This window comes from Desulfobacula sp. (assembly GCF_014237455.1).
In the GTDB taxonomy this organism is placed as follows: domain Bacteria; phylum Desulfobacterota; class Desulfobacteria; order Desulfobacterales; family Desulfobacteraceae; genus Desulfobacula.
Genome location: NZ_JABZFL010000004.1, coordinates 56,252 through 81,866, shown reverse-complemented (window position 1 = coordinate 81,866; position 25,615 = coordinate 56,252). Strand labels below are relative to the sequence as shown.

The 25,615-nt window shown below is 41.0% G+C and carries 19 protein-coding genes and 1 pseudogene; 13 read left to right on the top strand and 7 right to left on the bottom strand.

All coding sequences use genetic code 11. From position 1 onward, the window contains the following. A pseudogene (locus HGJ91_RS01135) lies at positions 1 to 481 on the top strand (hypothetical protein); the annotation flags it as partial. Here the strand turns inward: HGJ91_RS01135 and aroD are convergent. Next, positions 478 to 1,248 carry a type I 3-dehydroquinate dehydratase gene (aroD, locus tag HGJ91_RS01130; RefSeq protein WP_291345841.1) on the bottom strand — a complete coding sequence of 257 codons (771 nt, stop codon included), beginning with the start codon at positions 1,246 to 1,248 and terminating at the stop codon, positions 478 to 480. The pseudogene HGJ91_RS01135 and the gene aroD sit on opposite strands and share 4 nt — an antisense overlap. Positions 1,249 to 1,932: 684 nt before the next feature. On the opposite strand from aroD, the gene HGJ91_RS01125 reads away from it, so the two are divergent. From HGJ91_RS01125 to HGJ91_RS01115, 3 genes are read left to right on the top strand one after another with little or no spacing between them, the layout of a single operon-like run. After that, the gene (locus tag HGJ91_RS01125) at positions 1,933 to 2,607 is read left to right on the top strand and encodes a PTS sugar transporter subunit IIA (RefSeq protein ID WP_291345840.1); all 675 of its coding nucleotides are present in this window, start codon (positions 1,933 to 1,935) and stop codon (positions 2,605 to 2,607) included. 26 nt (positions 2,608 to 2,633) lie between these two features. After that, positions 2,634 to 4,361: a chloride channel protein gene (locus tag HGJ91_RS01120; protein ID WP_291345839.1), complete on the top strand. Its 1,728-nt coding sequence runs from the start codon at positions 2,634 to 2,636 to the stop codon at positions 4,359 to 4,361. 30 nt (positions 4,362 to 4,391) lie between these two features. Then, positions 4,392 to 5,216 carry a universal stress protein gene (locus HGJ91_RS01115; RefSeq protein ID WP_291345838.1) on the top strand — a complete coding sequence of 275 codons (825 nt, stop codon included), beginning with the start codon at positions 4,392 to 4,394 and terminating at the stop codon, positions 5,214 to 5,216. Here the strand turns inward: HGJ91_RS01115 and HGJ91_RS01110 are convergent. Then, positions 5,211 to 7,166 (bottom strand): peptidase U32 family protein, encoded by a 1,956-nt coding sequence (locus HGJ91_RS01110; protein WP_291345837.1) that lies wholly within the window; start codon positions 7,164 to 7,166, stop codon positions 5,211 to 5,213. The two genes, HGJ91_RS01115 and HGJ91_RS01110, sit on opposite strands and share 6 nt — an antisense overlap. 115 nt (positions 7,167 to 7,281) lie before the next feature. Here HGJ91_RS01110 and HGJ91_RS01105 point away from each other — a divergent pair, with 115 nt between their 5' ends. From HGJ91_RS01105 to HGJ91_RS01095, 3 genes are all read left to right on the top strand, one after another. Beyond that, positions 7,282 to 7,608, top strand: coding sequence for a cupin domain-containing protein (locus HGJ91_RS01105; protein WP_291345836.1), 327 nt, complete (start codon positions 7,282 to 7,284; stop codon positions 7,606 to 7,608). A gap of 153 nt (positions 7,609 to 7,761) precedes the next feature. After that, complete coding sequence (locus HGJ91_RS01100; protein ID WP_291345835.1) at positions 7,762 to 9,174, top strand: transferase; 1,413 nt, start codon at positions 7,762 to 7,764, stop codon at positions 9,172 to 9,174. A gap of 23 nt (positions 9,175 to 9,197) precedes the next feature. Continuing rightward, positions 9,198 to 11,177, top strand: coding sequence for a molybdopterin-dependent oxidoreductase (locus tag HGJ91_RS01095; RefSeq protein ID WP_291345834.1), 1,980 nt, complete (start codon positions 9,198 to 9,200; stop codon positions 11,175 to 11,177). Position 11,178: 1 nt separating this feature from the next. Here the strand turns inward: HGJ91_RS01095 and HGJ91_RS01090 are convergent, their stop codons facing one another. Beyond that, entirely contained in the window at positions 11,179 to 11,628 is a 450-nt protein-coding gene (locus tag HGJ91_RS01090) for a DUF2147 domain-containing protein (protein ID WP_291345833.1), read from the bottom strand. Between the two features lie 235 nt (positions 11,629 to 11,863). Here HGJ91_RS01090 and HGJ91_RS01085 point away from each other — a divergent pair, with 235 nt between their 5' ends. The 6 genes from HGJ91_RS01085 to HGJ91_RS01060 all read left to right on the top strand — a co-directional run bounded on the left by HGJ91_RS01085 (position 11,864) and on the right by HGJ91_RS01060 (position 19,946). Beyond that, on the top strand, positions 11,864 to 12,001 hold the full coding sequence (locus HGJ91_RS01085; RefSeq protein WP_291345832.1) for a hypothetical protein: 138 nt from the start codon (positions 11,864 to 11,866) through the stop codon (positions 11,999 to 12,001). A gap of 3 nt (positions 12,002 to 12,004) precedes the next feature. Then, entirely contained in the window at positions 12,005 to 12,847 is an 843-nt protein-coding gene (locus tag HGJ91_RS01080; RefSeq protein WP_291345831.1) for an MBL fold metallo-hydrolase, read from the top strand. Positions 12,848 to 13,178: 331 nt separating this feature from the next. After that, positions 13,179 to 14,300, top strand: a complete 1,122-nt coding sequence (locus HGJ91_RS01075) for an ABC transporter substrate-binding protein (RefSeq protein WP_291345830.1) — start codon at positions 13,179 to 13,181, stop codon at positions 14,298 to 14,300. Positions 14,301 to 14,316: 16 nt separating this feature from the next. Beyond that, a complete protein-coding gene (locus HGJ91_RS01070; RefSeq protein ID WP_291345829.1) occupies positions 14,317 to 15,492 on the top strand; it encodes an ABC transporter substrate-binding protein in 1,176 nt (391 codons plus the stop codon). A gap of 33 nt (positions 15,493 to 15,525) precedes the next feature. After that, positions 15,526 to 18,906 carry a response regulator gene (locus HGJ91_RS01065; protein ID WP_291345828.1) on the top strand — a complete coding sequence of 1,127 codons (3,381 nt, stop codon included), beginning with the start codon at positions 15,526 to 15,528 and terminating at the stop codon, positions 18,904 to 18,906. A gap of 2 nt (positions 18,907 to 18,908) precedes the next feature. Next, a complete protein-coding gene (locus HGJ91_RS01060; protein ID WP_291345827.1) occupies positions 18,909 to 19,946 on the top strand; it encodes an adenylate/guanylate cyclase domain-containing protein in 1,038 nt (345 codons plus the stop codon). 57 nt (positions 19,947 to 20,003) lie between these two features. On the opposite strand, the gene HGJ91_RS01055 is transcribed toward HGJ91_RS01060, so the two are convergent. Genes HGJ91_RS01055 through ilvB form a run of 4 tightly spaced genes read right to left on the bottom strand, consistent with a single transcriptional unit; the run spans position 20,004 to position 25,397 of the window. Beyond that, positions 20,004 to 21,548 (bottom strand): 2-isopropylmalate synthase, encoded by a 1,545-nt coding sequence (locus tag HGJ91_RS01055; protein ID WP_291345826.1) that lies wholly within the window; start codon positions 21,546 to 21,548, stop codon positions 20,004 to 20,006. A gap of 1 nt (position 21,549) precedes the next feature. Further along, the gene (cimA, locus tag HGJ91_RS01050) at positions 21,550 to 23,145 is read right to left on the bottom strand and encodes a citramalate synthase (protein ID WP_291345825.1); all 1,596 of its coding nucleotides are present in this window, start codon (positions 23,143 to 23,145) and stop codon (positions 21,550 to 21,552) included. Between the two features lie 38 nt (positions 23,146 to 23,183). Further along, the gene (gene ilvN, locus HGJ91_RS01045; protein ID WP_291345843.1) at positions 23,184 to 23,678 is read right to left on the bottom strand and encodes an acetolactate synthase small subunit; all 495 of its coding nucleotides are present in this window, start codon (positions 23,676 to 23,678) and stop codon (positions 23,184 to 23,186) included. 27 nt (positions 23,679 to 23,705) lie between these two features. Further along, the gene (gene ilvB / locus HGJ91_RS01040; protein WP_291345824.1) at positions 23,706 to 25,397 is read right to left on the bottom strand and encodes a biosynthetic-type acetolactate synthase large subunit; all 1,692 of its coding nucleotides are present in this window, start codon (positions 25,395 to 25,397) and stop codon (positions 23,706 to 23,708) included. Between the last annotated feature and the right edge of the window lie 218 nt (positions 25,398 to 25,615).

The following is a 25,615-nucleotide window of genomic DNA, read 5'->3' as shown; positions in this document are numbered from 1 at the left end:
GGGGGAAGAGTCATTTCAGCCATCCCTTTCCGGTCTCCAAGATTTAGTCGCTCAGGCTATACAGGTGAAAATACACATAGTCCAGGAAGATCCTTTTCAGAAAGGTCGTCGAGCCTTGTTAAATTTAGGGCATACATTTGCTCATGCTATTGAACAGGCAAGTAATCACAATGTACGGCACGGTGAGGCTGTGGCCATGGGTCTAGTTGCTTCTTCAAATTTATCTGCGCGATTAGGATATTGTGAACATAATTTACAACAAAAAGTGGAAATGGTACTGACAAGATCAGGGCTGCCGGTCAGAATACCCGCAATGGTGAATACACAGAACATCATTAAGGCTATCCATAGGGACAAAAAAAGAAGTGGAGATCGCCTTCATTTTGTCCTCATGCGTGATGTTGGAGACGTTTTCATTGAAGAGGGGGTATCCCAGGCAACAGTCGTCGAAACTTTGGAAGAAATAACAGTAAAAGGTTAACCATAGAGAACAGACATCGCCTGTCGAAGCTCTTTAATTGGTATTTGGCCCGGAGCTGATGCGCTTTTTCCAATGGCAAAGGTAATATCCGAGCCAAAAACGCCCCCGGCAATCCGGGAGACAACGCCTTCGGTTCCCATGGCCATCGTCACTAGGGGGATATCAAGCTTTTTATTTCTTGCACTTAGGGTTGCACTCATCAGGAAGAGAACATCCTCGTAGCTTTGAGGCATAACTGCAACTTTCGCTATATCGGCACCCCAATTCTGTGCCTGAACCAGCTTTTCCAAAATGAACCCCTCTTTCGGTGTTTTTTCAAAATCATGGAAGGAAAGCATTACTTTTACATTGTATTTTCTGCCCGTCTCTATAATAGATTCAATAAAATCTTTGTCATTACATAGTTCTATATCTACGATATCCGGCAGTCCTGTTTTAATAGCGGCCTTTAATAATTCCAACCGAGATTGACGGGATATCTTTTGTATCCCGCCCTCTGAATCAATACGACACGTAAAAATAAGCGGAATCGGACTGATTTTAATGCAAAGAGCCTTTAAAGCGTCAAGGCTATTTTCAATGTTTTCAGCATTATTATATCCATCAATCCGCCATTCCAAGAGATCTGGATCCAGTAAAGCCAGTTTTTTTACCTGGAGTAACAGATCTTTTTTATCTTTTGCAACTATAGGCAGACAAACAAGTGGGATATCCCCACCGATGATTTTATTTTTCACTATAACAGGTTTTTTGCTTTGAGGTCTCATCCCATTTACCCTTTGATATCTTTTTTATTTAGCAAATACATTGTTCGGCCATCTCATAAAAAATATGATTTGGCAGTTTTATATTTATAAATTTCCAATTTGAGCATTGATAGCTCAAGAAAGGAGAAAATGCAATATGAAGCTCCCTAAAAAAACTGGAGACCGAGTTAAACCACTATAACACGAAAATTGGAGAGTGAAATATGAAAATTATTTCCTGCTGGATGCCTTTTTACTCCCGAGTCTTTATGGTATAATCGCCCAGGAGTCAAATCCTATAAATTAACGAGCGATTCTTTTACCAGTCCGGGCTTTTTGAGTATTTATCAGGATACCAGATGTAGTATGGACGGATTTTTAAGTTTCAGACTTGAAATTAAAATATATGGGAAAAATTAAACTGGAACGGTCTATTGCGATTCACGTAAAATTTTTAAGGTTGTCATTCCTGTCAGTTCGTTCTATAACAGGCCAAAAAAGGTTATGAATTAAGCAGCTTATAATGGCCGATAATGTGTATGTATGAAAATATGATAAATGTCTGGAACAACACCTGACCAGCCTGGTCTGATCTTTTCTAAGATTTCTCCGGAAGGCTTGATCCAAATTGTACCTGATAAGCGTAAACCGACATTGGCAAAATAGTTATTTTGGCTTTCGCTATTATTATTTAAGGAAGAATAAATGGAGTTATCTGTTTTTGATTTGTCAAAACACCTGGGCGTTGTCCCGAATACCATTGAACGCTGGATACGGCAGGGAAAACTGCCAGTTTCCCAAAAAGGCGCAAAATACCGGTTTGATACAAAAGAACTGGAAAAATGGGCATCCAAGCATAATATCAGACTGAATTTTTCGGATAAAGATGCGATTCAAAAAGATATAAAGTCAGTCATTCCTTTATCTGCGGCAGTCCAAAATGGTGGTGTTTTTTTTGATATTCAAGGAACTGATGTAAACAGTGTTTTAAAATCCGCTATTGGAAAAATTACCAACATACCGGATGATTTTAAAACAGATCTCCTTGATCGATTGATTGAAAGGGAAAAGGCACTTTCAACCGGTATTGGAAACGGGATTGCCATTCCTCATCCAAGGGAGCAATTGGGCTATTTAACGGAACCTCTGGTTTCAATCTGCTTCCTTGAAAATCCAGTGGATTACAAGGCACTGGACAACCAGCCCGTGTCCGTATTATTTTTTATATTATGTCCTGAGCTTAAAATGCATTTGCACTTGTTATCTGCTTTATCATTTTGTCTTAGAGACAATCAGTTTACAAATTTTTTAAAATCAAGACCTGATCCTATTGCGCTGATTGAAAAAATTGAGATTCTTCAGAAGGCAAACCCGATATAGAAAATGCAATGGAGCAGCCAAGCTAAATGTCTACAATAAAAAATGGGTATAAAATTTTATACCAGAAACTGTTTCATCTGGATGACAGACTGCTGTTGATCATTGCCGGCTCCATCGCTGGGATCTGCAGTGGCCTTGCCGCTGTGGCCTTGCGGTTATCTCTTGAATCTGTTCTTGAATGGCTTCACCCGTTTCGTCACTATGGGTGGGCATTTATTTTTCCGGCTATCGGGGCACTTTTGTCCTCTCTTTATCTTGAAAAGATTGCCAGGGAAGGGGCAGGGCATGGTGTGCCGGAAGTCATTTATTCGGTTTCACGATATGGCGGATTATTACGGTTTCGGTCGAGTTATTCAAGGTTGATATCCAGCTTTTTGACCATTGGAAGCGGGGGGTCTGCCGGCCCGGAAGCGCCGGTGGTCATGAGTGGATCAGCCATTGGTTCCAGTCTTGCCAAATTTCTTGGTTTAAATGATCGACAGCGGATTACACTGGTGGGATGTGGCACAGCAGGCGCCATTGCATCTATTTTCAATGCCCCCATTGCAGGTCTTGTTTTTTCCATTGAGGTTATCTTAGGGGAATGGAAATTTGTTAATATTATTCCCATTGCCATTGCTGCAGTGGCAGGAGCACAGGTCAGCCAGGCCATTATTCCCGAGCAGGTTCTTTTTTTCCACCAGCCTTTCAATGTCGGATTTCCTGATATTATGGCAAGTCTTTGTCTTGCATTGGTTACCGCCATGATTTCAGTTCTCTTTACAAAAACGTTACGGCAGACAGGGAAGCTTGCTAAAAAAGCGCCTTTTCCATTATGGGTTCGTGCAGTTATTGGCGGATGCATAGTCGGGATAACCGGGATGTTTATGCCGGTGGTACTGGCAGAGGGATACCATTTTATCCAGTCAATGATTTCCGGCACTTTTTCAATGGGTATTTTTATTACTTTTGTGGCGATCTTTGCTAAAATTTTTGCCACCTCCATGACATTGGGCTGGGGGGGGTCAGGGGGGATATTTGCGCCTTGCCTGCTCATTGGAAGCCTTACCGGAATCGTTTTCCATAAAGCACTGTTTTTTTTATTCCCGACGATCGGATGTGCCAGTGAAGGCGCCTATGCACTGCTTGGGATGACCGGAATTATCAGCGGGGTCATGCAGGCACCATTAACCGGGATTTTTCTGATTGTTGAAATTACAGGCGGCTATGAGACAATTCTCCCTTTAATTGTTGTTTCTTCCATCTCATCCACCATGAGTCACTATATAGAGCCTGCTTCCTTTTATTTTAAGGAACTGATAGAACGTGGACAGTTTTTAAGACCGGGTACTGATGCAAGAATTCTGTCTGATTTAAATATCAGTGAACTTATTCAGACTGAGTTTATCAAGGTTTCGGAAAATATGGTGTTCAGAAAATTTATTGAGATTCTAAAAACATCTAAACAGAATTTTTATCCTGTGATTGAGGATGAAACCGGTGACTATAAAGGTGTTATCCAAATCAGCGCTATCCGGAAATATGCTCTGGATCCTGGAATGTATGATATGATTTTTTTAAACCAGATCATGGATACCAACGTGATAACAGCTTCTTTGGAAAATGATTTACAAGAAGTCCTGGACATGATGGATATTGATAATATGGAAAGTATACCGGTTGTGGAAAATGACAGATTTATCGGTATGATATCAAAAACCAGGATTTTGGACTTATACCGCAGGGAACTGATTATGCAGACCAGTGTCCAATAAAAATTTTAAAAAAAGATAAAGGAGGAGAAGATGAATTATAAATTACTTCACATTTTTAGGAATACACCCTTTGGCAGGGAGACATTTTTTCAATCATTATATTTTTGTAAGATGATCAATGCATACCCTGTTGTTTACATTCCAAAAAGTGATAAATTTTTAATGTATTTTTCCAATGATGCCGTTCAGGTTGATCTGGATCATTCATACTTGACGACACCTGCGACCGCAAAAAGTCATGCCGAAGAGTTGTTTAATGAAATGGGCGTCAAACCCATGTTTTACGAGCCAAAAAATTTTACCGCATCCTCTTTACCGGATATTTCCACAAATATTGATTATTTGTGCTGTCCAAGGTCTGTCAGCGACCTGTCTTCAAAAATCGGCCTGGGCCATATCGGGCCAAAGGTCAGGAGAATCATCAAACATGCCACATTCCCGATTTTAATTACAAGTCCGGTATTTAAACCCTGGAAAAGTATTTCTGTTTTCTTTGGCGGTTCTAAAAATGCATTGACTGCATTGAAATTAGGGCTGAAAATCGCCATGTCTTCAGGGCTTTTTCTGGATATCTATACGCTGCTGGAAAAGGATGAAGTCTATTATAGAGATTTGATAAAAAAGGAGGGGCTTGACGCCCCTGTCAGCCAATTATCCAAACAATGGCATTTTTATAAAAAATCGAATTTTGATACCATGTTGTATGATGTTCCCCATAATTCATTAATCGTTTTGGGAGCTTATGGGCATGGAATTATCAAGGACCTTCTGCTTGGCAGTAAAATGGAGCAGATCCAGTCAACTGTGACGAATAACCTTTTAATTACCGGACCCTATTGCACGGTATCATTATAAAAGTTTGAGGTTCCAGTTCCAGAGGCCGGGCCGGTTCTTTATTTTAATTCCCCGGGGTATGGTTTCATGGATAGTGATAAAGAGTGAAAATCCTGCGGTTTGAAGCGTTTCTTTTTTGGACGTTATGTCCAGATACCAATTGGGAAAGATAAAATAATTTTTGTTGTGTTTTGAAATCCAGGCTGTTTCACCCTTAGGGCTTGTAAATGCCTGGTTTGTTTTAAGATCTTCAGAAATGATCCTTGAGACACCCAATGGCCAGTTGCCGTAAATAACGATGCCAAGGGGCAGGTCACAAGTCTTGGGCAGAGAACAAAATGTCTCCTGATCAAGCTCCGGACTGACAATGGCACCGGAGAATCCATATGGTTTCAATAGATTTACCGTCATGCTGTTAGTGATATTGCAAAAGGGTCCTGCCCAGATATTTAATTGCGTAGGATTTTTGAAAAGAGAAATTTGCCAGAAGGCATTTAAGACAAAGTTTTTCGCACCTTTTTTTATGGCTTTAGCTATATACTCGGAACATATTTTTTCTTCATCCGGAAACAAAACAGGGTCCAGCCATAACCAGTTCCTGGCTGAGGGGGGAGCAGAATATCCCTGACTTGAAATCCATACACCTGTCTCGCTAATAGCGTATTTTTGTCGAAGTTTACCCCTCAAAAGAGTAAGTTCCTTGATTTTATTGTTTGATTTTATAGCTTTTCGGAAGCAAGAGACCTTGTATTTATTTTCAACAGGCCGGATTAAAGCCTTTTCCATGCCTGAAAGTTCATCATCAAGGGCTTTAATAACCGTGGCAAGTTCTTGTCCTCTCCGGTCTATGATATAAACAGACGCCCCTTTTTTAATTTTAAATTTAGAGTGTTTGCCTAAATAAAATTTCCCTTTTTTAGGCACAGCCCGTGTGACTCTTTGAATGGTATGGAATTGATCATCTTCAAACCCGATTCTTAGAAGATCTGAAGGGAAGAGCTCTTCTCTTGTAATAAAATATGGGGCTGCAGGGTTTTTTATCCTTCCTGCAAAGAGTCCGGAGCCTGTTTCCGAGGAGTGGTCCAAAGGATTCCTTATTCTCTGGGATAAAAGGTTATAATGGGTAAATTCTCTTCCCATGGCATAATCAAGGTATAAAAGAGCTTCCTTTTTCTTTTTTGGGTCATCCCGTAATAACTTATATGCCTTAACCGTATAATAAACATAATGGGGGCCTTTTTTTCGGCCTTCAATTTTCCAGGTCGTTATTTGAGGGATTTGTTTTAATACTTTTACAAGTACATCAGCAGAAAAATCCATACATGAAAAATGTCTTTTCTTGTGGTCTTTCTGGCTATACATTCTCCTGCAGGGCTGAACACATCTGCCCCGAAGAGAGCTTTTTCCGCCAAACCATGAACTCCAATAGCATCGCCCTGAAATGCTGTAGCACAGCGCCCCGTGGATAAACACTTCAAGTTCGATATCTTCGGGGGTGTTTTGGGCCATCCTTTTCATTTCATCAATGGTAAATTCTCTGGGTAGGACAACCCTTTTGAATCCCAATTGTTTTGAAGTTTTCAAGGCGGAAGGGAATGTGCAGTTGCCAAGAGTGGAAAGGTGAAATTCTTTTTTAAATCCGGCTCTTTTAGCCAGGTTCAGCATAGCAAGATCCTGAACAATCAGGGCATCAAAATCAACAAATCTACAGAGTTTGCTAAGAATTTTAAAGACTTTTTCCTGTTCGGATTCTTTGATAATAGAATTAAATGCAATATATACGTCGATGTGTCTGGATTTGGCAAGTTTTGCTAAATTTGTCAGTTCTTCGATACTGAAGTTTTGGGCCTCCATGCGTGCGGAAAATATTTTAAGGCCGCAATAGATTGCATCGGCACCTGCAGCAATGGCGGCAAGAAAAGAATTTTTATCACCTGCCGGTGCAAGGATTTTGGGATTATTTATGCTCATATAAGTTTTTATCCAATTTAATTTAAATAGTGAGGAGTATTGCAATTTTGGTGAAATTTGTCAAAATAATGAAAATGCAAATCAAGATAACAAAACCAGGTAAAGGAAAAAACATATGTTTGCAAAGTATGATCCTCAAGGATTCTTGACACCCATTGACGGGATAGAAATGAAAACCTTTGTATATGGTGAAAATAGTTTATTGACACGTTTTCATTTAAAAAAAGGAAGTGTGGTGCCCAGACATTCCCATCCCCAAGAGCAGACGGGTTTCATGGTCTCGGGAAAAATAAAATTGTTTATTGACGGGGAAGTCTTCCTTGCAGAACCCGGCGACACATGGTCTATTAAAGGAGATATCGAACACCGGGCCGAAATCATGGAAAATTCGGTGATAATAGAAGTGTTTTCACCTTTACGGGAAGATTATCTACCCCAATAAGGGGTGGCATGCCCATTCGATAAAACAGCTATTATGAATTATATTTGAAAGCTTTATACTCTTGTCTCTTATATATTTCTATGGTATGGATTTTTTGTTTATTAAATTATTGAATAATATTTAGAATTTTTTTTATAATTAAGGATTATAACCATGAAACAGATGAAGCAACTTATTGATCGAATTATCAGTCGTGTGAATGTTAATTTAAACGAGTTTGAATTTGATACCGAGGGTTTCGTAAAAAATGCCATTGATTATGAGAAACTGTTGAAATTTTATGCATTTTATGGAATTACATCCCATCATCCTATTTATTTTCATTTTAAAAATTCAAATGTTGCTGGCAGCTATTTCCTTGGAAAATGTTATGTGGGAAGATCTGCCATTTATAAAAGTGACGTTAGAGGAGATGAATTAAAAAGAAAGGGGGACAATATCCGTTGTGCAAAGGACATTCCTCTTGTTGAAGATGAAATGATCACAATCAGGGATAGTCTTCTGTATAAAACTCTTGTTCACTCCAACTCCCACAATCTTGAGAGTCCCGAACAATTTGGTATTCACAATACCATCTCAGCTCATTACGTCAATATTCACGGGACAACTCTTGAGGGCTGTTTTTTAGGCCCTTTTGCAACTGTGGATCTTATGAATCTTCATTCCTGCATTGTGGGTGAATTTGCATATGTGCAGGCAGGTGAGCTTTTCCATAGAAAAATTGATCCCGGAACGGTGTGGGTACGAAGTCAGAATTTTGAGTTTAAATATAAGTTTAGAAACGATATTCTGGATAATTTTGTCGGGGTAAATTCTTCATCCCAGCCCCGTGGAATTATCTATGACTTTGTTAAAGAACGGGAGCATGATTATGAAAAGCTATTTGATGTAATGAATCTTGAACCGATTAAAGCCCCGGATAGCTCTGCAGTCAATAGATATGCTTTGGTTCAGGGTAAAATAAACATCGGTGAAAATGTTCTGGTCGCTCAGCGGGCTTTTTTGGATAATGCTGTAATGGGAGATGGTTCCAATGCCCAGGAAAATACTTATATTATTCATTCAAATCTTTCGAAAAACTGTATAACAGCTCATGGTGGGAAAATAATCTATTCAGATATCGGTCGGGAAACCTTTGTCGGGTTTAATTCATTTTTAAATGGAAAACCCGATGCACGAATTAAAATTGGGGAAGGATGTATTGTGATGCCACACACCATCATAGATTCTGATGCCCCTATCAAAATACCGGATGAACACCTGATCTGGGGATTTATCGGTTCTGGGGAGGATATAAAAAATCATACGATTGCACTGGATGATCTTGCTGAAGTACGAGATACTCTGAGAATAGGAAAAATGGTTTTCACTGGTAAGGGCTCTGTTTTTATTGATGCTTTTCGGAGAAGAATCAATCAGATTTTATTAACAAATGGTGCCCTGTTTCACGAAGGCGAAGACCGGGGTCATGCTCAGGATGACCAGAATATATCCTTTAATATTATTCAGCCTTATAGAACAGGGGAGCATAATGGGTTGTATCCTTCTATCCGAATTAAGCCGTAATTTTTTTAAAAAAGAGGGATTCAGTGAAGAGACAAGTCAGTGTTTCCTGTCCAATGGACTGTTGTGATCTTTGCAGGTTTGTTGTCACAGTTGAACAAGGACAAATTATAAAGTTTGAAGGGGACCCTCATCATCCTGTTACAAAGGGATTTACCTGTAAAAAGGGAAAAGATCTTGTTCAAAGGATGGTACACCCGGACAGGATAAGACATCCTCTTATTAAAAAAAACGATCAGTTTTTCAAAGCCTCTTATGAAGAAGTCCTTGATATAATTGCTGATAAACTTACGTCCATTCAACAGGATTTTGGAACAAAGGCTATTCTAAATTACACCAGTGATGGATACGGTGGCCTTAAAAACAGGATTCAAAGTATATTTTTCAATTGTTTTGGCGGAGTGACGCAGCCCCGGGGAAGCCTTTGCTGGGGAGCTGGGATTGCAGCACAGCAATATGATTTTGGCAGTTCCAAAGGGCATTTTCCGGATGATGTTTTAAACGCCGATACCATTCTTGTGTGGGGCAGAAATCCTAAATACACCAGTATCCATTTGTATACATTGCTTAAACAGGCCCAGAAAAAGGGCAGCCGTATTATTGTTATTGATCCTGTAAAAACAGCAACTGCCAAGGCATTTGATGACTATATCCGGATCAGGCCTTCAACAGACGGCGCCCTTGCCCTTGCCATGGCCAATACAATTATTGAAAATAATCTTCATGATAAAAAGTTTGTTGAAAAATATGTTCTGGGGTTCAACCGGTTCAAAGCATATGCATCCGAGTTTAACCTTAAAAGAGCAGAGCAGATTACCCGAATCAGTGCCAAAACCATCGAGGCCATGGCATTGCAATATGCTAGATCAAAAACAGCATCCATCTATATCGGGTTCGGCATGCAGCGTTACCACAATGGCGGAAACAATATCAGATGTATTGATGCTTTGGCAGCCGTTACAGGTAAAATAGGGAAAAAAGGCTGCGGTGTTAACTATGCAGCAAGATCCATCAGCCCGTACCTCTATGATTTGGACAGGAAAAGCGGGATATATGCAAAGAACAGACGAGTTTTTACGGTGGGAAAGTTAGGAGAGTTTTTAGAGGCTGCAAATGATCCGCCTGTCAAAGCCATTTTTGTTGCAAGTGCAAATCCTTTGACCCAGAGCCCTGATCTTGAAAAAACAATCAGAAATTTTCCCCGTATTGAGTTTAAGGTTGTGTTTGATCATTTCATGACAGATACCGCTAAACAGGCCGATATTGTTCTCCCGGCAGCGTTTGTATTTGAGCAGGATGATCTTTTCGCGACGTCTATGTATTCTCCTGTGTTAAACTATTCACAAAAGGCGGTTGATCCGCCTGAAGGGCTTATGCCTGAGTTTGAATTTTACCTGAAACTGGCAGAAAAAATCGGAATGAAAAATCTTGGATTCAAGGATTCCGAAGCGTATTTGAGAAAGAGTGCGCAACCCTTTCTGGACAAGCTTGGAAAAAGGTTTGCCCAATTGCCCGGTGCATATTTAAGAATAGAAACAGATAAAATTGCCTGGGAAGATAAAGTTTTTAAAACGCCTTCGGGAAAAATCGAACTTTATAGTGAACAAGCGTTACAGGATGGGCTTTCACCGCTTCCAAGCTTTATAGAACCCAGCTGCGGAAACGATCAGTTCCCCTTAAGGCTTTTGACCTGTCATACGATTGATTCCATGCATTCTCAAGGGTTTGCATTCAATGATGAAGTGCCAAAAGTGTACTTGAACCGGAAAACAGCCCAAGAATTTGCCGTTGAAAAGGAATCTTATGTGTTTGTAAAAGGAGAGAAAGCAAAAATAAAGGTAAGGTTATGTATTGATAACGCCATTTGTGATAACACCGCTTTTATTTACCAGGGGTTCTGGCATAAAAGCGGTGCTGTGAATTATCTGACAAAATCTGTGATTTCAGATATGGGTAAGCAGGCGGCTTATTATGACAGCTTCTGCACGATTGAAAAAATCAGCTGATTTATTCAACCCTGTGCCAGGTCTGAGTTCTGTAGAAAAAGAGGATATAACCTCTGACCATAAGCTTGCCTTCTTCAATCCATAATGTACAAGTGTAGATTTTCCCTTCTTTAGGATCCAGTATGCTGCCGCCGCTGTATTTATCATTTTTCTTAACAAGGTCTTTAATAATGATCATTCCTTTTGTCAGCTGGTCTTTTCGGGGATCATCATCCGGGCATTTATCGCAAACAGGATCAGGATCTTCCCCGGGTTTTCGAAACAATTCTTTTATCTGGCCGAAATATTTCCCATCCTTTTCATAAATTTGTACAATGGATTTGGGTTCTCCGGTTTTATCATCAATGGTTTTCCACTTCCCGACAATGGAAGCGTCCTGGGCAAAGCTTAAGGCAATAAAACAAAAGTAAAAAAGAATCGATAAGGCAGTAAGTTTAACCATGTTTTTCATAATTCGTCTCCAAATTAGTTAGTATTGAAAAGATAAACGCCGTTATTGTTCTTAGCCCCCTGTTTTTTTTGTGTCAAGAAAAAAGCGTTATAATACTGAAATATTCACCTTTGATAAGGGATTTTTGCTGTTTTGGCAATAAATCGTCAGGGTCAGTTATAATTTACCCACAATATGATATATTTTATGATTTTCCGATAAAAGATACTATCCAAAATTTGTCAGATAATTTATAGTGGATATTGAAATTAGAGAGCAGATCATTTTCAAGGGGATTATCCCATTTTTGCTCATGGATTTTTTAACCCTGGCGGTCCTGATTGCGTTCCCGCAGATCGTCACTTTTCTGCCCTCTTTAATGATGAAAGGATAATGAATGACTGTACGTTTAACAACACTATGTGATAACTTGGCCGGCTCAGTGGGCTATGTCGCCGAATGGGGCCTGAGTATCCTTGTCCAGTACAAAGACGAGGCCGTCCTCCTGGATACGGGAGGCACGGATTCTGTGATACGCAATGCCATCCAAAATGGCATCAACCTGAACCAGATTACCCGTATTGTCCTCAGCCACGGCCATAAAGACCACACGGGCGGGCTTCGCCACCTTCTTCAGATATTAGATGCAAAGCGACAGGTCATATTGCACCCCGAAGCCTGGGCATCCAAATATGCCTCCCGGGCTGAACCCGTCGGCAGTGAAATGCATTATATCGGCATCCCTTATTCAAAAGAGGAATTGGAACATCTTGGTGCCAAATTTACACTGAGCCGGGAACCTGTATGGATCACAGATGAAATTGTTGTTACCGGAGAGGTGCCCCTGCAGACCTCATTTGAATCCATTGATAAAAATTTATTTGTTAAAATCGAGGGGGAATATCAAATGGACACGGTTCCCGATGACCAGGCACTGGTGGTAAAGACCTCCAAAGGGCTGGTAGTCATCCTGGGATGTGCCCACCATGGCATGATCAACACCCTGCAGCATGCCCAAAAAATTACAGGCGAAGAAAGGGTTCATGCAGTCGTGGGCGGCACCCATCTTTTTCGTGCCGGTCCTGACCAGCTCGAACAGACCATTGCGGCACTCGAGGAATTCAACGTCGCGCATATCGGTGTGTCCCATTGCACGGGGATGCCGGCATCCATGGCATTGATGCAGCATTTCAAAGACCGATTCTTTTTTAATCATGTCGGAAAAGTAATGGAATTTTGAGTCCATAGTGGACAAGCCATTTTTTCAGGGTGGTGCGATGAATTTGAATAACCTGGCCTGGGCTTACGCATTTTCTGAACAGTATGAACAAGCAATACTATTGTGGCAAAAAACTTTACAAGGTAATCTCGATCCGATTTCTGTTAATCTTTACACATTGACAATAATACAGGCAGACTGTTAATGTATGGGTTATTGAAATTCACCCTTAGATCAGTCTGCTGTCCTATAAAACTCAATTAGTTCTGTTTCTGTTTTTTGTTCTCAAATATTTTATACTATTTGATTTTGAAATTTTGAACCATTAATCAAAAATGGGAGGGGTAATGTTATGAAAAAAATAATAATTATCAGTTTCTTGTGGTTCTTCGGTGTGCTTACAATGACCTGCACTGCATCAGAACCTGTCAAAATCGCAGCTATATTTGCGAAAACAGGAATTGCTTCTGTACAAAATGCATCCTATATTCAAATGATTGAACTTGGGGTTGAAGAAATTAATGACAATGGGGGGGTACTTGGGCAGCCGTTGGAGTTGATCGTTCTTGATAATAAAAGCACGCCCATCGGATCAACCATGGCTGCAAAACAGGCTGTCCAGCTTGAAGTTGTAGCAGTTGTGGGCTCCGGGTTGAGTTCCCACTCCCTTGCGGCAGCACCCATCCTTCAACAGGAAGGCATCCCCATGATAACACCTGTTTCCACAAACCCCAAAGTCACTAAAATAGGGAACTTTATATTCCGCATATGTTTTATAGATTCCTTCCAGGGCGCTGCCATGGCCAAATTTGCTTACAAAGACCTTAAGGCCCGGACTGCTGTTATTTTAAAGAATGTGGATGAAGCCTATAGTTTAACGCTTGGTGAATATTTTGCAGATGCATTCAAAAAAAATGGAGGCAAGGTCCTCTGGGAGGGAACCTATAGAGGAAAGGCTGTGGAATTTACTAATCTGCTGAAAAAAACAGCAGCGCTTGATCCTGATACGGTTTATATACCGGGATATATAAGGGACAGCGGTCTTATCATCAAACAGGCAAAATCCATCGGTTTAAAATCAACCTTTCTTGGAGGGGATGCCTGGGCTGAAATTTATAAATATGGGGGAAAAGCTGTTGACGGAAGTTACCATTCCGCCCCATGGCATCAGGATGTTCAATTTGAAAAAAGTATCCACCTTTCAAAATTATATAAACAAAAGCATAAAAAGGATATTTCCAATACAAGTGCACCGTTGTCCTATGATGCGGTCATGGTTCTGGCAGATGCTATTGAGCGCGCCGGTTCCTTCGACAGTTTAAAGATACGTGATGCATTAGCCCGGACAAATGCATTTCAAGGTGCAACTGGTAAAATTACTTTTGACGATTACGGTGATCCCAAGGGAAAGGAGGTCATCATACTGAAACTGGAAAATGGCCGAAAAATATACTACAAGGCTATCAAACCCTAGCATAGTGGAGATGACTATGATTGATATAAAGGGGCACCCTTGCAGAAACATGATGATTTTTTTTAAACGGCTCCTACATAGAAACAGCCGTGTTTTGATTCTAATTTGCATACTTATGTTCTTTTTAAACAGCCCTGCCTCTGGGAAACAAACCATAGATATCGCCGCAATTTATGCCTTGACAGGCATAGCTGCCGAGAATAATTCTTTTTCACTTGAAGGGATTTATTACGGTGTAGATGAAATCAATGCAACGGGTGGTATTCTTGGTAGAAAAATAAAAATATTGGAATTTGACAACAAAAGTACCCCTATCGGCTCAAGTCTGGCTGCGGCCAAAGCGGTTAAATCCAGTGCAGTTGCTATTTTAGGCTCTGCCTGGAGCTCCCATTCTCTTGCGGTTGCAAAAATTGCTCAACAAATGGAAATTCCCATGATATCGAATGTTTCCACCAATCCTGAAGTCACTAAAACCGGAGATTACATATTCAGAATCTGTTTTACCGATGCGCTTCAGGGAAAGGTTCTTGCAAAGTTTGCCAGACAGGATTTAAATGCAAAGACCGCTGTTATTTTTATAGATGTCGCAAGTGATTACAGTCTTAAACTATCTGAAATTTTCAGGCTTAATTTCGAACAAATGGGCGGTAAGGTTGTTCTGGAACTGGACTATAAGCCAAAACAAATGTTTTTAAAAAAAGAAATTCTACAAGCCGTAAAATTTAATGCGGATGTCATCTTTATTCCGGGTCATGATGAAAGTGGTGAAATTGCAAGAAAATTGCAGACGGCAGGAGCTCGATCCATTTTTCTGGGCGGAGACGGCTGGGCATCCCGGGTATTCCTATCCAGGGGAGGTCAAGAATTAAAACAGGGATATTATAGCACCCACTGGTCTACTCAACTTGATACTCAAGAATCAAATACCTTCACTCAACAATATATCCGTTCCGAAATTTCAGCGGCCAATATTGCACTGGGATATGACGCAGTGATGCTTTTAGCCAATGCTGTTAAACGTGCCGGGTCTTTTGACCGGAAAAAAATCAAACAGGCCATTGCAGATACCCGTAACTTTAAAGGTGTTACAGGCACCATCACTTTTAATAAAAGAGGTGATCCCGATAAAAGCGCCGTATTTATGGAAATAAGAAAAGGGAAACCTTATTACCTCAAGGTTTTAGAACCCTGAAAATTTAAGACAATTATCCCGAGATGCCAAAAAATGAGAAATAAAAGCCTTGGTTTTAAAATAAATGTGGCAATTTTCATCACTTGTCTTGTGATCGCCGTTATTTTTGGGGCGATTCTATATCCATTTGAACTGAAAAGGCGCAAGTCCCATGAAAAAAAAGTGGCCCTGCTCCTTGATACAGTTTTTCAACAAAAATATGAAGACCTTGCCAATGAAATCTATGCTAAACAGACAAGAGCACTCAACTTAACGCTTAAAGAGATCCAAAAAGTTGAAGGGATCACGGCCATAGCGATTTATGAGCCCAAAGGCAGTCTTCTTTTATCTACGAATAATACCTTTTCTAAAAACCTGGATGACAAAAAAATAACCTCATCATCCGGCGTTGATTCATTTATGACCTTTTCCTATAAAGGAAAATTCTTTGGAATCTATTCTCGCAACATTGAAGTAATCGGTGAAGAAATCGCAACACTGAAAATCTATTATGATTTTGAAGAGTTAAACAAAGAGACAAAGCTGTCCATTCTGATTTTCATGACCCTTTTGCTGACAACGCTTGTTCTCATATCCGGTCTGCTTAATTTAATGCTATCACGATTTGTTACAAGACCCGTTTTTCTGCTTAGAAATGCCTTAAATAAAATCCAGAAAGGTAATCTGGGTGAGATGGTAAATTTACCTTTTAAGGATGAAATCGGAAAAATGGGAATCGCATTCAATGAGATGTCCACAGAACTTCATGAAAGCCAAGGGGAAATAAAAAAAGCAGAAGAAAAATACCGGAGTATTTTTGAAAAGGCCACCATTGGTATTTATCAGACAACTACAGATAGCAAGGGCTGTTTTCTAACAGTTAACCCGGCATTTGCAAAAATCCTGAACTATTCTTCACCGCAAGAAGTCATAGAAACCATCACTGATATACAGTCCCAGCTCTATGTAAATCATGAGGACCGAAAAAAACTACAGAATTTGTTGAAAAAAAAAGGGTCTGTGAAAGGATTTGAAACCCAATTTTATCAGAAGGAAGGAAAGGTCATTGACGTGGCAATAAATCTTCATGTTAGTTATGATGAAAATAAAAATATGTTGCAGTACGAGGGTATCATAGAAGATATCACTGAAAAAAAACAAGCGAACCAGCTTAAAATAGCAAAAGAAGCTGCAGAAGCAGCTACCCAGGCAAAAAGCAATTTTTTGGCAAACATGAGCCATGAAATCAGGACTCCCATGAACGCGGTTATCGGGACAACCTACCTGGCTCTGAAAACTGATTTAAGCCCTAAACAATACGATTATCTTAAGCGGATTGAACTTTCTGCTAAATCCCTTTTGGGTGTCATCAATGATATCCTTGATTTTTCCAAGATAGAATCTGGCAAGCTTGACATTGAACAGGCAGATTTCAATCTCACCCAGACCCTTGAGAATGTTATCAACATTATAATGACCAAAACTCGTGAAAAAGAGAATCTTGAAGTGCTTTTTCATATTGACCCCAATGTTCCTTTCTTTATGGTTGGAGACTCCCTGAGGTTGGGTCAGGTTCTTGTTAATCTTTGCGACAATGCCATTAAGTTTACAAAAGAAGGAGAGATAGTTCTGACAGCTAAAGTTATAGAACAGGTTGATGATGAAATAACATTGCAGTTTTCGATTCGGGATACTGGGATCGGAATGACTCAGGAACAGATAACCAGGCTATTTAAACCTTTTACCCAGGCGGATACTTCCACAACTCGTAAATATGGAGGCACTGGGTTGGGTCTGATTATCTGTAAAAAAATAATTGAAATGATGGGAGGAACCATCAGCGTTGAAAGCAAATTTGGTAAAGGAACTGTTTTTTTGTTCACAGCGATTTTCAAAAAAAGCATGCAAAAGGCTAAAAATCTTCTAACCTCCCCCGTGGATCTCAGAGGCTTAAAGGTTTTAGTAGTAGATGATAATGCAACTTCAAGGAGTATTCTTAAAAATATGCTGGAGGCCTTCCGTTTTGAAGTCAGTCTTGCTGAAAATGGGAAACAAGGTCTTCGAGAACTGGAAAACGCCTTAAAATATCAACCCTATGAGCTTGTATTAATGGACTGGAAAATGCCTGATATGGATGGAATAGAGGTGGCTGAAAAAATCAAGCATCATCCGAAACTCTCTAAAATTCCAAAAATTATCATGGCCACTGCTTACAGTCATGAGACAATTTTTCAACAGGTTGACCAAAAGGGTATGGAAGGTTTTCTGCTCAAACCGTTTAGTCCGTCTGCTCTTTTTGATTCAATCATGCAGGCGTTTTGCTTTACCACACCTGAACTTGTGGGACAGGAAACACCTGATAAGAAAATACTGAAAAGGTTAGAAACCATACAGGGAGCCCACATACTTGTGGTCGAAGACAATAAAATCAATCAGTTATTGGCCAGGGAGATTCTTGAAGAAACAGGCTTTATTGTAACCATTGCCGATGACGGTCAAAAAGCAGTGGGCATGGTTACCAGTCAATTATTTGATGTCGTTCTGATGGACATCCAGATGCCTGTAATGGATGGTTATGAGGCGACAAAACTGATTTTGAAAAATAATAGATTGAAAAAGATCCCCATCATTGCAATGACAGCCCATGCCATGGCCAGTGACAAGAAAAAAAGTTTAGAAGCAGGAATGGTACAGCATATAACCAAACCCATTGATCCTGACGAACTTTTTTCTGCTCTTTTGACCTGGGTTAAACCACAGGATAGTAGTCTTTTAAACCCCTGGTCTGTAGAAAAAGAGTTGGGACAGAAAAGAAATAAAATAAATTTTTTCAAGAATATGCCAGGGATAGATATAAAAAAAGGCTTATCCAGAACCCTTGGTAAAGAAACGCTTTATAAGAAAATTTTAATTCAATTTTATGACGAGTATGCTGATGCAGCTATTACAATAAAAAAAGCTGTTGAAACAAAGGAAGAAAAAACTGTTTTAAACTTGATCCATGCCATCAAAGGTCTTGCAGGAAGTATAGGTGCAAATGATTTATCGCAGGCCGCACTGGAGCTGGAAACTCATATGGAATTTGAAAAAGATTCAGAAGTAATCACTATATTAAAAAAGTTCAACAACGCTCTCAAAATAGTTATTGACTCCATAAAAGTTATAGTAATTTCAACAGCGGATAGGGAGATTGAAGTCGATAAAAAGGAGGCAGGCAGACCTGATTTTTTAATGCAATTATTATTAAAGCTGGAACCTTATATTTTGAACCGTGAACCTAAACCCAGTGAGGAGATTATAAAGGAAGCAATGAATTTCTCCTGGTCTGAAAAAAATGATAAATATATAGATGAATTACATCAATATATAATGGAATACAAATTTAAAAAAGCACAATTCCTGATATCTGAAATGATTAAAAATATAAAGGAATAGCAATGTTTGATTTATCTAAAATGAGAATTTTGGTGGTTGATGACACTAAGGCAAACATTGATATCCTTCTTGAAACACTTGCCTTCGATTATAAAGTGAGCGTTGCAATGGACGGGGTATCAGCGCTTGAAGACATTAGAACAAATCTTCCCGACCTTATACTCTTGGATATTATGATGCCTGAAATGAATGGCTACGAGCTTTGCCAAAGGCTTAAGGCAGACCCAAGCACGAAAAATATACCTATTATTTTTGTGACGGCTAAATCTGATGAATCAGATGAGACAAAAGGCTTGGAACTTGGAGCTGTTGATTATATTACCAAACCATTCAGCCCTCCGATTGTCAGAGCCCGTGTCAAAACCCATTTAACACTGGAAAAAATTCGCAAGAAGGTGGAGGATGCTTTTGGAAGGCATGTCCATCCTTCTGTGGCAGAGCTTATCTTAAGTGGGCGGCTTAATACCCGGGGAACTATGGAAAATGTAACCCTACTTTTTTCTGATATTCGAGATTTTACTGGATTTGCAGAACAGAATCATCCTAAACAAGTCTTTGCAAGGATTAATGAATATTATGCTTCCATGACCGAAGTCATACAAAATTTTGGTGGTGTGGTTTTACAATATGTGGGAGATGAGATTGAAGCTGTATTCGGCGCACCCTTCCCGAATGAGCAGCATCCTGAAAAAGCTGTCCAGTCAGCCTTGGAGATGCGGTTAGCTTTGGAAAAACTCAATTCCAAATTCCGGGAATCCGGACAAACTCAACTCAATCACGGCATAGGCATACATACCGGTCCTGCCCTGGCTGGAGTTGTGGGATCAAAGGAACGGCAAACATACTGCCTGGTTGGCGACACGGTGAACGTGGCCTCTCGTGTGGCAAATCTTTGTAAAAGGTTTGAGGCTGATATCCTTATCAGCAACCAGACTTATGACAGATTAATCCATGATTATAAATTGATTGAACAGCCTTCTGTTCTAGTAAAGGGACGTTCAGAAAAACTTATAGTTTATCAGGTAAAAGAGACCGCCTGAATTTTAAAAATTATCAAAATGAAATCATTTCATTAACGCTGACTGTTTTTTTAAACCTTAAAGGTTTTCAGGTCTTACAACCGGATGCTCCTTTAAATATTCCAATCTGTTGAGACCGTTTATATAGGCTAAAGCGCTGGCAGTAATGATATCCGGATCAGTCCCTTTTCCCAGGGCTACGATACCGTTTTCCTGCAGCCGGACTGTTACTTCGCCCTGGGCATCCGTTCCTTCGGTCAAAGCGGAGATGGTAAATCTTAAGAGTTCGGATTTGGTTCCGGTCAGCTTGGATATAATATTGTATACCGCATCAATGGGACCGCTTCCTTCTGTCGCTCCCTGGACCGGGCGTCCATTGATGTTCAGTTGAATACTGGCGGTTGGAAAGACCGTATTGCCGGACAATACATGGATATATTCAAGGCTGAAGACCTCAGAACTTCTTAATACCCCTTCGTTGATCAACGCTTCGATGTCTTCATCCTGAATGCTTTTTTTCTTGTCAGTCAGGCGTTTGAATTTTTCAAAAACCGTATTCAATTCTTCCTTGGAAAGATCATATCCCATTTCCTGGATATGGGAATTGAGGGCATGACGTCCTGAATGTTTTCCTAAGACCAGGTTGTTTTTAGCCAGGCCGATGGTTTCAGGTTTCATGATTTCATAGGTCATGGGATTTTTCAATACGCCGTCCTGGTGGATACCGGCTTCATGGGCAAAGGCATTGGCGCCTACAATGGCCCGGTTCGGCTGCACAAGAATTCCAGTGATCATACTGACCAGACGGCTTGTGGGATAAATCCTTGTGGTATCAATGGATGTGGTCTGGGGAAAAAAATTAGGTCTTGTATTCAGAGACATGACCACTTCCTCAAGAGAAGTGTTCCCGGCCCTTTCTCCAATACCGTTGATGGTGACTTCAACCTGTCTTGCCCCGGCTTTTATGGCGGTAAGGGTGTTGGATGTGGCAAGTCCGAGGTCATTGTGGCAATGGACACTCAATATGGCCTTATCCATATTGGGTGTATTTTTAATGACATATTTAATAAGCTCACCATATTCTTCCGGGATGGCGTATCCTACCGTATCCGGGAGATTGACTGTTGTGGCGCCTGCATCAATAACCGCTTCAAACACCTTGCATAAAAATGAAGGGTCGGATCTTGACCCGTCTTCTGCTGAGAATTCCACGTTATCTGTATAGGATGCGGCAAGCTGAACAGATTTGATGGCCTGTTCCAGAACCGCTTCCTTTTCCATCTGAAGTTTATACTTCATATGCAGTTCAGAGGTGGCGATAAAGGTGTGGATTCTTGGGTTGACTGCATTTTTGATGGCTTCCCAGCCCCGGTTGATATCATCATCACTTGCCCTGCAAAGCGCTGCAATCTGGGAAATTTTAAGGGTTTGGGCAATAGCCTTGACCGCCTCAAAGTCACCCTCTGATGCGGCAGGAAATCCTGCTTCAATCACATCGACACCCAGTTTTTCAAGCTGGGTGGCAATTCGCAGTTTTTCAGCCGGGTTCATACTTGCTCCGGGTGATTGTTCTCCATCTCTTAATGTGGTGTCAAAAATAATAATTTGATCATTTGTTGTCATTTTATTTTGCCTTGTTTTTATTGTCTAATGAGAGTTTATATTGAAAACTGTCGGCCAGTGCCTGCCAGCTTGCTTCTATAATGTCTTCTGAAACACCGATGGTTGAAAAAATATTGTTTTCATCCCGTGATTCAATCAGAACACGTACTTTTGCATCGGTTCCATCCATTCCGTCAATGACACGGACCTTAAAGTCAACCAGATGCATGTCATTGATTTTTGGGAACATGGTGGTCAGCGCCTTTCTTAATGCATTATCCAAAGCACTGACAGGCCCGTCACCTTCAGCAGAAGTAATTTCAGTCTTATTGTCTACCCTGATTTTGATCATGGCATGGGAGTAGCAGGGGCGTTCCTTGTCTTTTTCAATCACTACCCTGAAGGACTCCAGCTCAAAATGGGGGACAAACTGATCGGTTAGTTTTTCCATGATGAGTTTTAAAGAGCCCTCAGCTGCATCAAATTCAAATCCGTAATCTTCAAGTTCCTTGATGCTGGATACGATCTGGTGCTCAATGTTACCATTCTTACCCAGATCAACCCCGAGTTCTTTGGCTTTGTATTTGATATTACTCTTGCCGGACTGTTCGGAAACAATGACACGTCGTTTGTTTCCGACAAGTTCCGGAGAAATATGTTCATAGGCCTTGGGGTTTTTCATAATAGCGCTCACATGAACTCCGCCTTTATGGGCAAAAGCACTCTTACCGACAAAGGGCCTCGAATTAACAGGCGGCACATTGGCAGTTTCAGAAATAAACCGTGAGAGGTTCCGCAGTTTTTCAAGGTTTTCGTGGCTGATACAATCCCGGCCCATTTTCAGGGCCAGGATAGGGATAATGGCGGTCAGATCTGCATTGCCGCACCGCTCGCCATAACCGTTAATGGTTCCCTGAACCATTGTAACGCCTGCATGAACCGCTGTGATTGAATTGGCCACAGCCATGGCGCAGTCATTGTGGGTGTGTATGCCGAAGATAAGATCCGGCACAGAATTTTCCTTGAAATAGTCAAGCGCTTTTCTGGTAATGGTATCAATCTCACAAGGCATGGATCCGCCATTGGTGTCGCAGAGGACCAGGCATTTTGTCCCTCCCTCAACCGCTGCCTCAAGGGTTTTTAAGGCATAGTCCGGGTTGGCCTTATACCCGTCAAAGAAATGTTCGGCATCATAGAGGACTTCCCGGCCACGGCTTAAGAGATAGGAAATGCTTTCCTTGATCATGGCAAGATTCTCTTTTTTCGTATTCTGCATGATGGACTCGACATGGAGATCCCAGGATTTCCCGAAGATGGTAATCACAGGGGCTTCACTGTTTAATAGTGCCTGGATGTTGGCATCCTGATCGCAGGTTTTTCCCTGATGCCGGGTGGCACCGAAAGCGGCTATTTTGGCATTTTTGAATTCCATATCTTTTGCCATTTCGAAAAAATGCTGGGCGCCCGGGTTTGATCCGGGCCATCCGCCTTCAATATAATGGATGCCTGCTTCATCAAGACGTCTGGCTATTTTTACCTTGTCTTCAGGGGAGAAGAAGATGTTTTCTCCCTGCATGCCATCCCTTAGCGTGGTATCGTATAAAAGTGATTTTTCCATTGTTGGTCCTGTTTATCGGTTTTTACCTGTTAATTAAATTAATGCTTCCCATTTTCCCTTGCCAGAGCTATGGAACCTGTGGAGGCTGTTTCAATGATCCCCATGGGTTTTAATAATGAGACAATCGCATCATGTTTTTCACTGTCTCCGGAAACTTCTATGGTGTAGTGGGAAAGACCCACATCAACGATCTTACATCTGAAAATATCGACAATTCTTAATATGTCTGCTTTTTTTTCAGATTTTGCATTTACCTTGATTAATGCCAGCTGCCGCTGAACATATTTTTTATCTGTCAGATCATTTACCGTAATGACATTGATCAGCTTGTGAAGCTGTTTTTTTATCTGTTCAATGATATGGGGTTCACACTTGGTTACCATGGTAATTCTTGATACATCAGGCTCTGCCGTGCTTGCCACACTCAAGCTGTCAATGTTAAACCCCCGTCCTGAAAAAAGGCCTGCAATCCTTGAAAGAACGCCTGGTTCATCATCTACGAGGATGGAAAGCAGGTAGCTGTTTGTTTTCATCATACACATCCTTTTTAAGATTTTAAATTAAACCAGAAGCATTTCCGTGATTGCACCACCGGCCGGAACCATGGGATAGACGGATTCTTCCCTGTCCACGGCAAATTCCATGATAACCGTTCCTTCATAGTTAAGGCCTTCTGACAGAGTGGATTCCACTTCATCGGGCCGGGTGCATCTTAACCCTTTTGCACCGTAAGCCTCAGCCAGTTTTACAAAATCAGGGGCATTCTCCATATTGGTGGAAGAGTAGACTTTCTCATAGAATAGTTCCTGCCATTGTCTCACCATGCCCAGATATTTATTGTTAAGGATTACTATTTTAACATCTATCTTTGATTCAATAGCCGTCATTAATTCCTGGATATTCATCTGGATGGACCCGTCTCCTGCAACATCAACCACCAGCTTGTCAGGGCAGGCGGCTTTGGCTCCAATGGCAGCAGGCAATCCAAAACCCATGACACCCAGCCCCCCGGATGTAATAAAATGATTGGGCTTGTTAAAGTGATAATACTGTGCCGCCCACATCTGATTTTGCCCGACTTCAGTTGTGATAATGGCATCACCTTTTGTCAGTTCATAGAGTTTTTCTATGACAAATTGAGGTTTGATCACAACATTATCCTGCTCATATTTTAGCGGGGTTGTACTCTTCCATTCTTCGATCTGTTCAAGCCATTCCCTGCGGCCATTTTTAAAATTTTCCGGGTTTTTGCCTTCCATCAATTGAATGATTCCTTTTAAGGCAGCTTTGCAATCCCCCACGACGGGGCACTGGACCTCGATATTTTTATGGATAGAGGTGGGATCGATATCAATCTGAACAATTTTGGCTTCAGGTGCAAATTTTTCAATATTTCCGGTAACCCTGTCATCAAAGCGGACACCTGCGGCAATCATAAGATCGCAATGGCCAATGCTCATATTGGCCCGATAGGTGCCGTGCATGCCCAGCATTCCCAGCCACAGGGGATCTGACCCCGGGAATGCCCCCAGGCCCATCAAGGATGCAGTGACAGGAATATCTGCTATTTTTGCAAGACGGGTGATGTCGGCAGATGCCCGGGAGAGGATAACACCACCTCCGGCAAAAATAACCGGTCTTTTGGCCTGCCGGATCAGATCAACCACTTTATGGAGCTGTTTTTTATTGGGTTTATAATTGGGTTTGTAGGATTTCAAAGAGATTGTTTTTGGTTCTTTGAAATCAACCTGGGTATTCTGAATATCCTTTGGCAGGTCAACGAGAACAGGGCCGGGTCTTCCCGATCTTGCCAGATGAAATGCTTCTTTAATGGTAGACGCCAGTTTATCCATATTTTTTACAAGGTAATTGTGTTTGGTGCAGGGCCTCGTGATGCCCACGATATCCACTTCCTGGAATGCATCATTTCCGATCAGTGCCGTTGGGACCTGACCTGTAAACACAACAACCGGGATGGAGTCTGAGTGGGCTGATGCAATTCCTGTCACCGTGTTGGTGGCTCCGGGGCCGGAAGTGACAAGTGCAACGCCAACAGAATTATTCGCCCTTGCATAACCATCGGCTGCATGGACAGCACCCTGTTCATGACGGACAAGGATGTGACGAAGGCCATTGTCCTTTGCAAGCGCATCATAAATATCAATGACAGCACCGCCCGGATATCCGAAAATTGTGTCAATTCCTTCTGCCTTAATCATTTTGATAAGAATCTGGGCACCTGTAAGTTTCATTTTGTCTGTCTCCAAACTGAAAAAGCCGCTATCTGCCCCCCTGGGGCTGATAACGGCTTTTAAAATTGATTTAAGGTTTATGCCACTAAGAGCCCCGTCGCCTGGAGGTAATAATAATGACCTCCACGATAATAAGGACTAGTAGGTTGTTAATAATATTTGTATTCATAATTTTTACTCTACTTAAATAAGTTTTATTATATATAAATTTTATTTAA

Coding starts and splice junctions, on each gene's coding strand:
- aroD (WP_291345841.1), bottom strand. CDS start 1,248: ATGAGACCTCAAAGCAAAAAACCTGTTATAGTGAAAAATAAAATCATC.
- HGJ91_RS01125 (WP_291345840.1), top strand. CDS start 1,933: ATGGAGTTATCTGTTTTTGATTTGTCAAAACACCTGGGCGTTGTCCCG.
- HGJ91_RS01120 (WP_291345839.1), top strand. CDS start 2,634: ATGTCTACAATAAAAAATGGGTATAAAATTTTATACCAGAAACTGTTT.
- HGJ91_RS01115 (WP_291345838.1), top strand. CDS start 4,392: ATGAATTATAAATTACTTCACATTTTTAGGAATACACCCTTTGGCAGG.
- HGJ91_RS01110 (WP_291345837.1), bottom strand. CDS start 7,166: ATGAGCATAAATAATCCCAAAATCCTTGCACCGGCAGGTGATAAAAAT.
- HGJ91_RS01105 (WP_291345836.1), top strand. CDS start 7,282: ATGTTTGCAAAGTATGATCCTCAAGGATTCTTGACACCCATTGACGGG.
- HGJ91_RS01100 (WP_291345835.1), top strand. CDS start 7,762: ATGAAACAGATGAAGCAACTTATTGATCGAATTATCAGTCGTGTGAAT.
- HGJ91_RS01090 (WP_291345833.1), bottom strand. CDS start 11,628: ATGAAAAACATGGTTAAACTTACTGCCTTATCGATTCTTTTTTACTTT.
- HGJ91_RS01080 (WP_291345831.1), top strand. CDS start 12,005: ATGACTGTACGTTTAACAACACTATGTGATAACTTGGCCGGCTCAGTG.
- HGJ91_RS01075 (WP_291345830.1), top strand. CDS start 13,179: ATGAAAAAAATAATAATTATCAGTTTCTTGTGGTTCTTCGGTGTGCTT.
- HGJ91_RS01070 (WP_291345829.1), top strand. CDS start 14,317: ATGATTGATATAAAGGGGCACCCTTGCAGAAACATGATGATTTTTTTT.
- HGJ91_RS01065 (WP_291345828.1), top strand. CDS start 15,526: ATGAGAAATAAAAGCCTTGGTTTTAAAATAAATGTGGCAATTTTCATC.
- HGJ91_RS01060 (WP_291345827.1), top strand. CDS start 18,909: ATGTTTGATTTATCTAAAATGAGAATTTTGGTGGTTGATGACACTAAG.
- HGJ91_RS01055 (WP_291345826.1), bottom strand. CDS start 21,548: ATGACAACAAATGATCAAATTATTATTTTTGACACCACATTAAGAGAT.
- cimA (WP_291345825.1), bottom strand. CDS start 23,145: ATGGAAAAATCACTTTTATACGATACCACGCTAAGGGATGGCATGCAG.
- ilvN (WP_291345843.1), bottom strand. CDS start 23,678: ATGAAAACAAACAGCTACCTGCTTTCCATCCTCGTAGATGATGAACCA.
- ilvB (WP_291345824.1), bottom strand. CDS start 25,397: ATGAAACTTACAGGTGCCCAGATTCTTATCAAAATGATTAAGGCAGAA.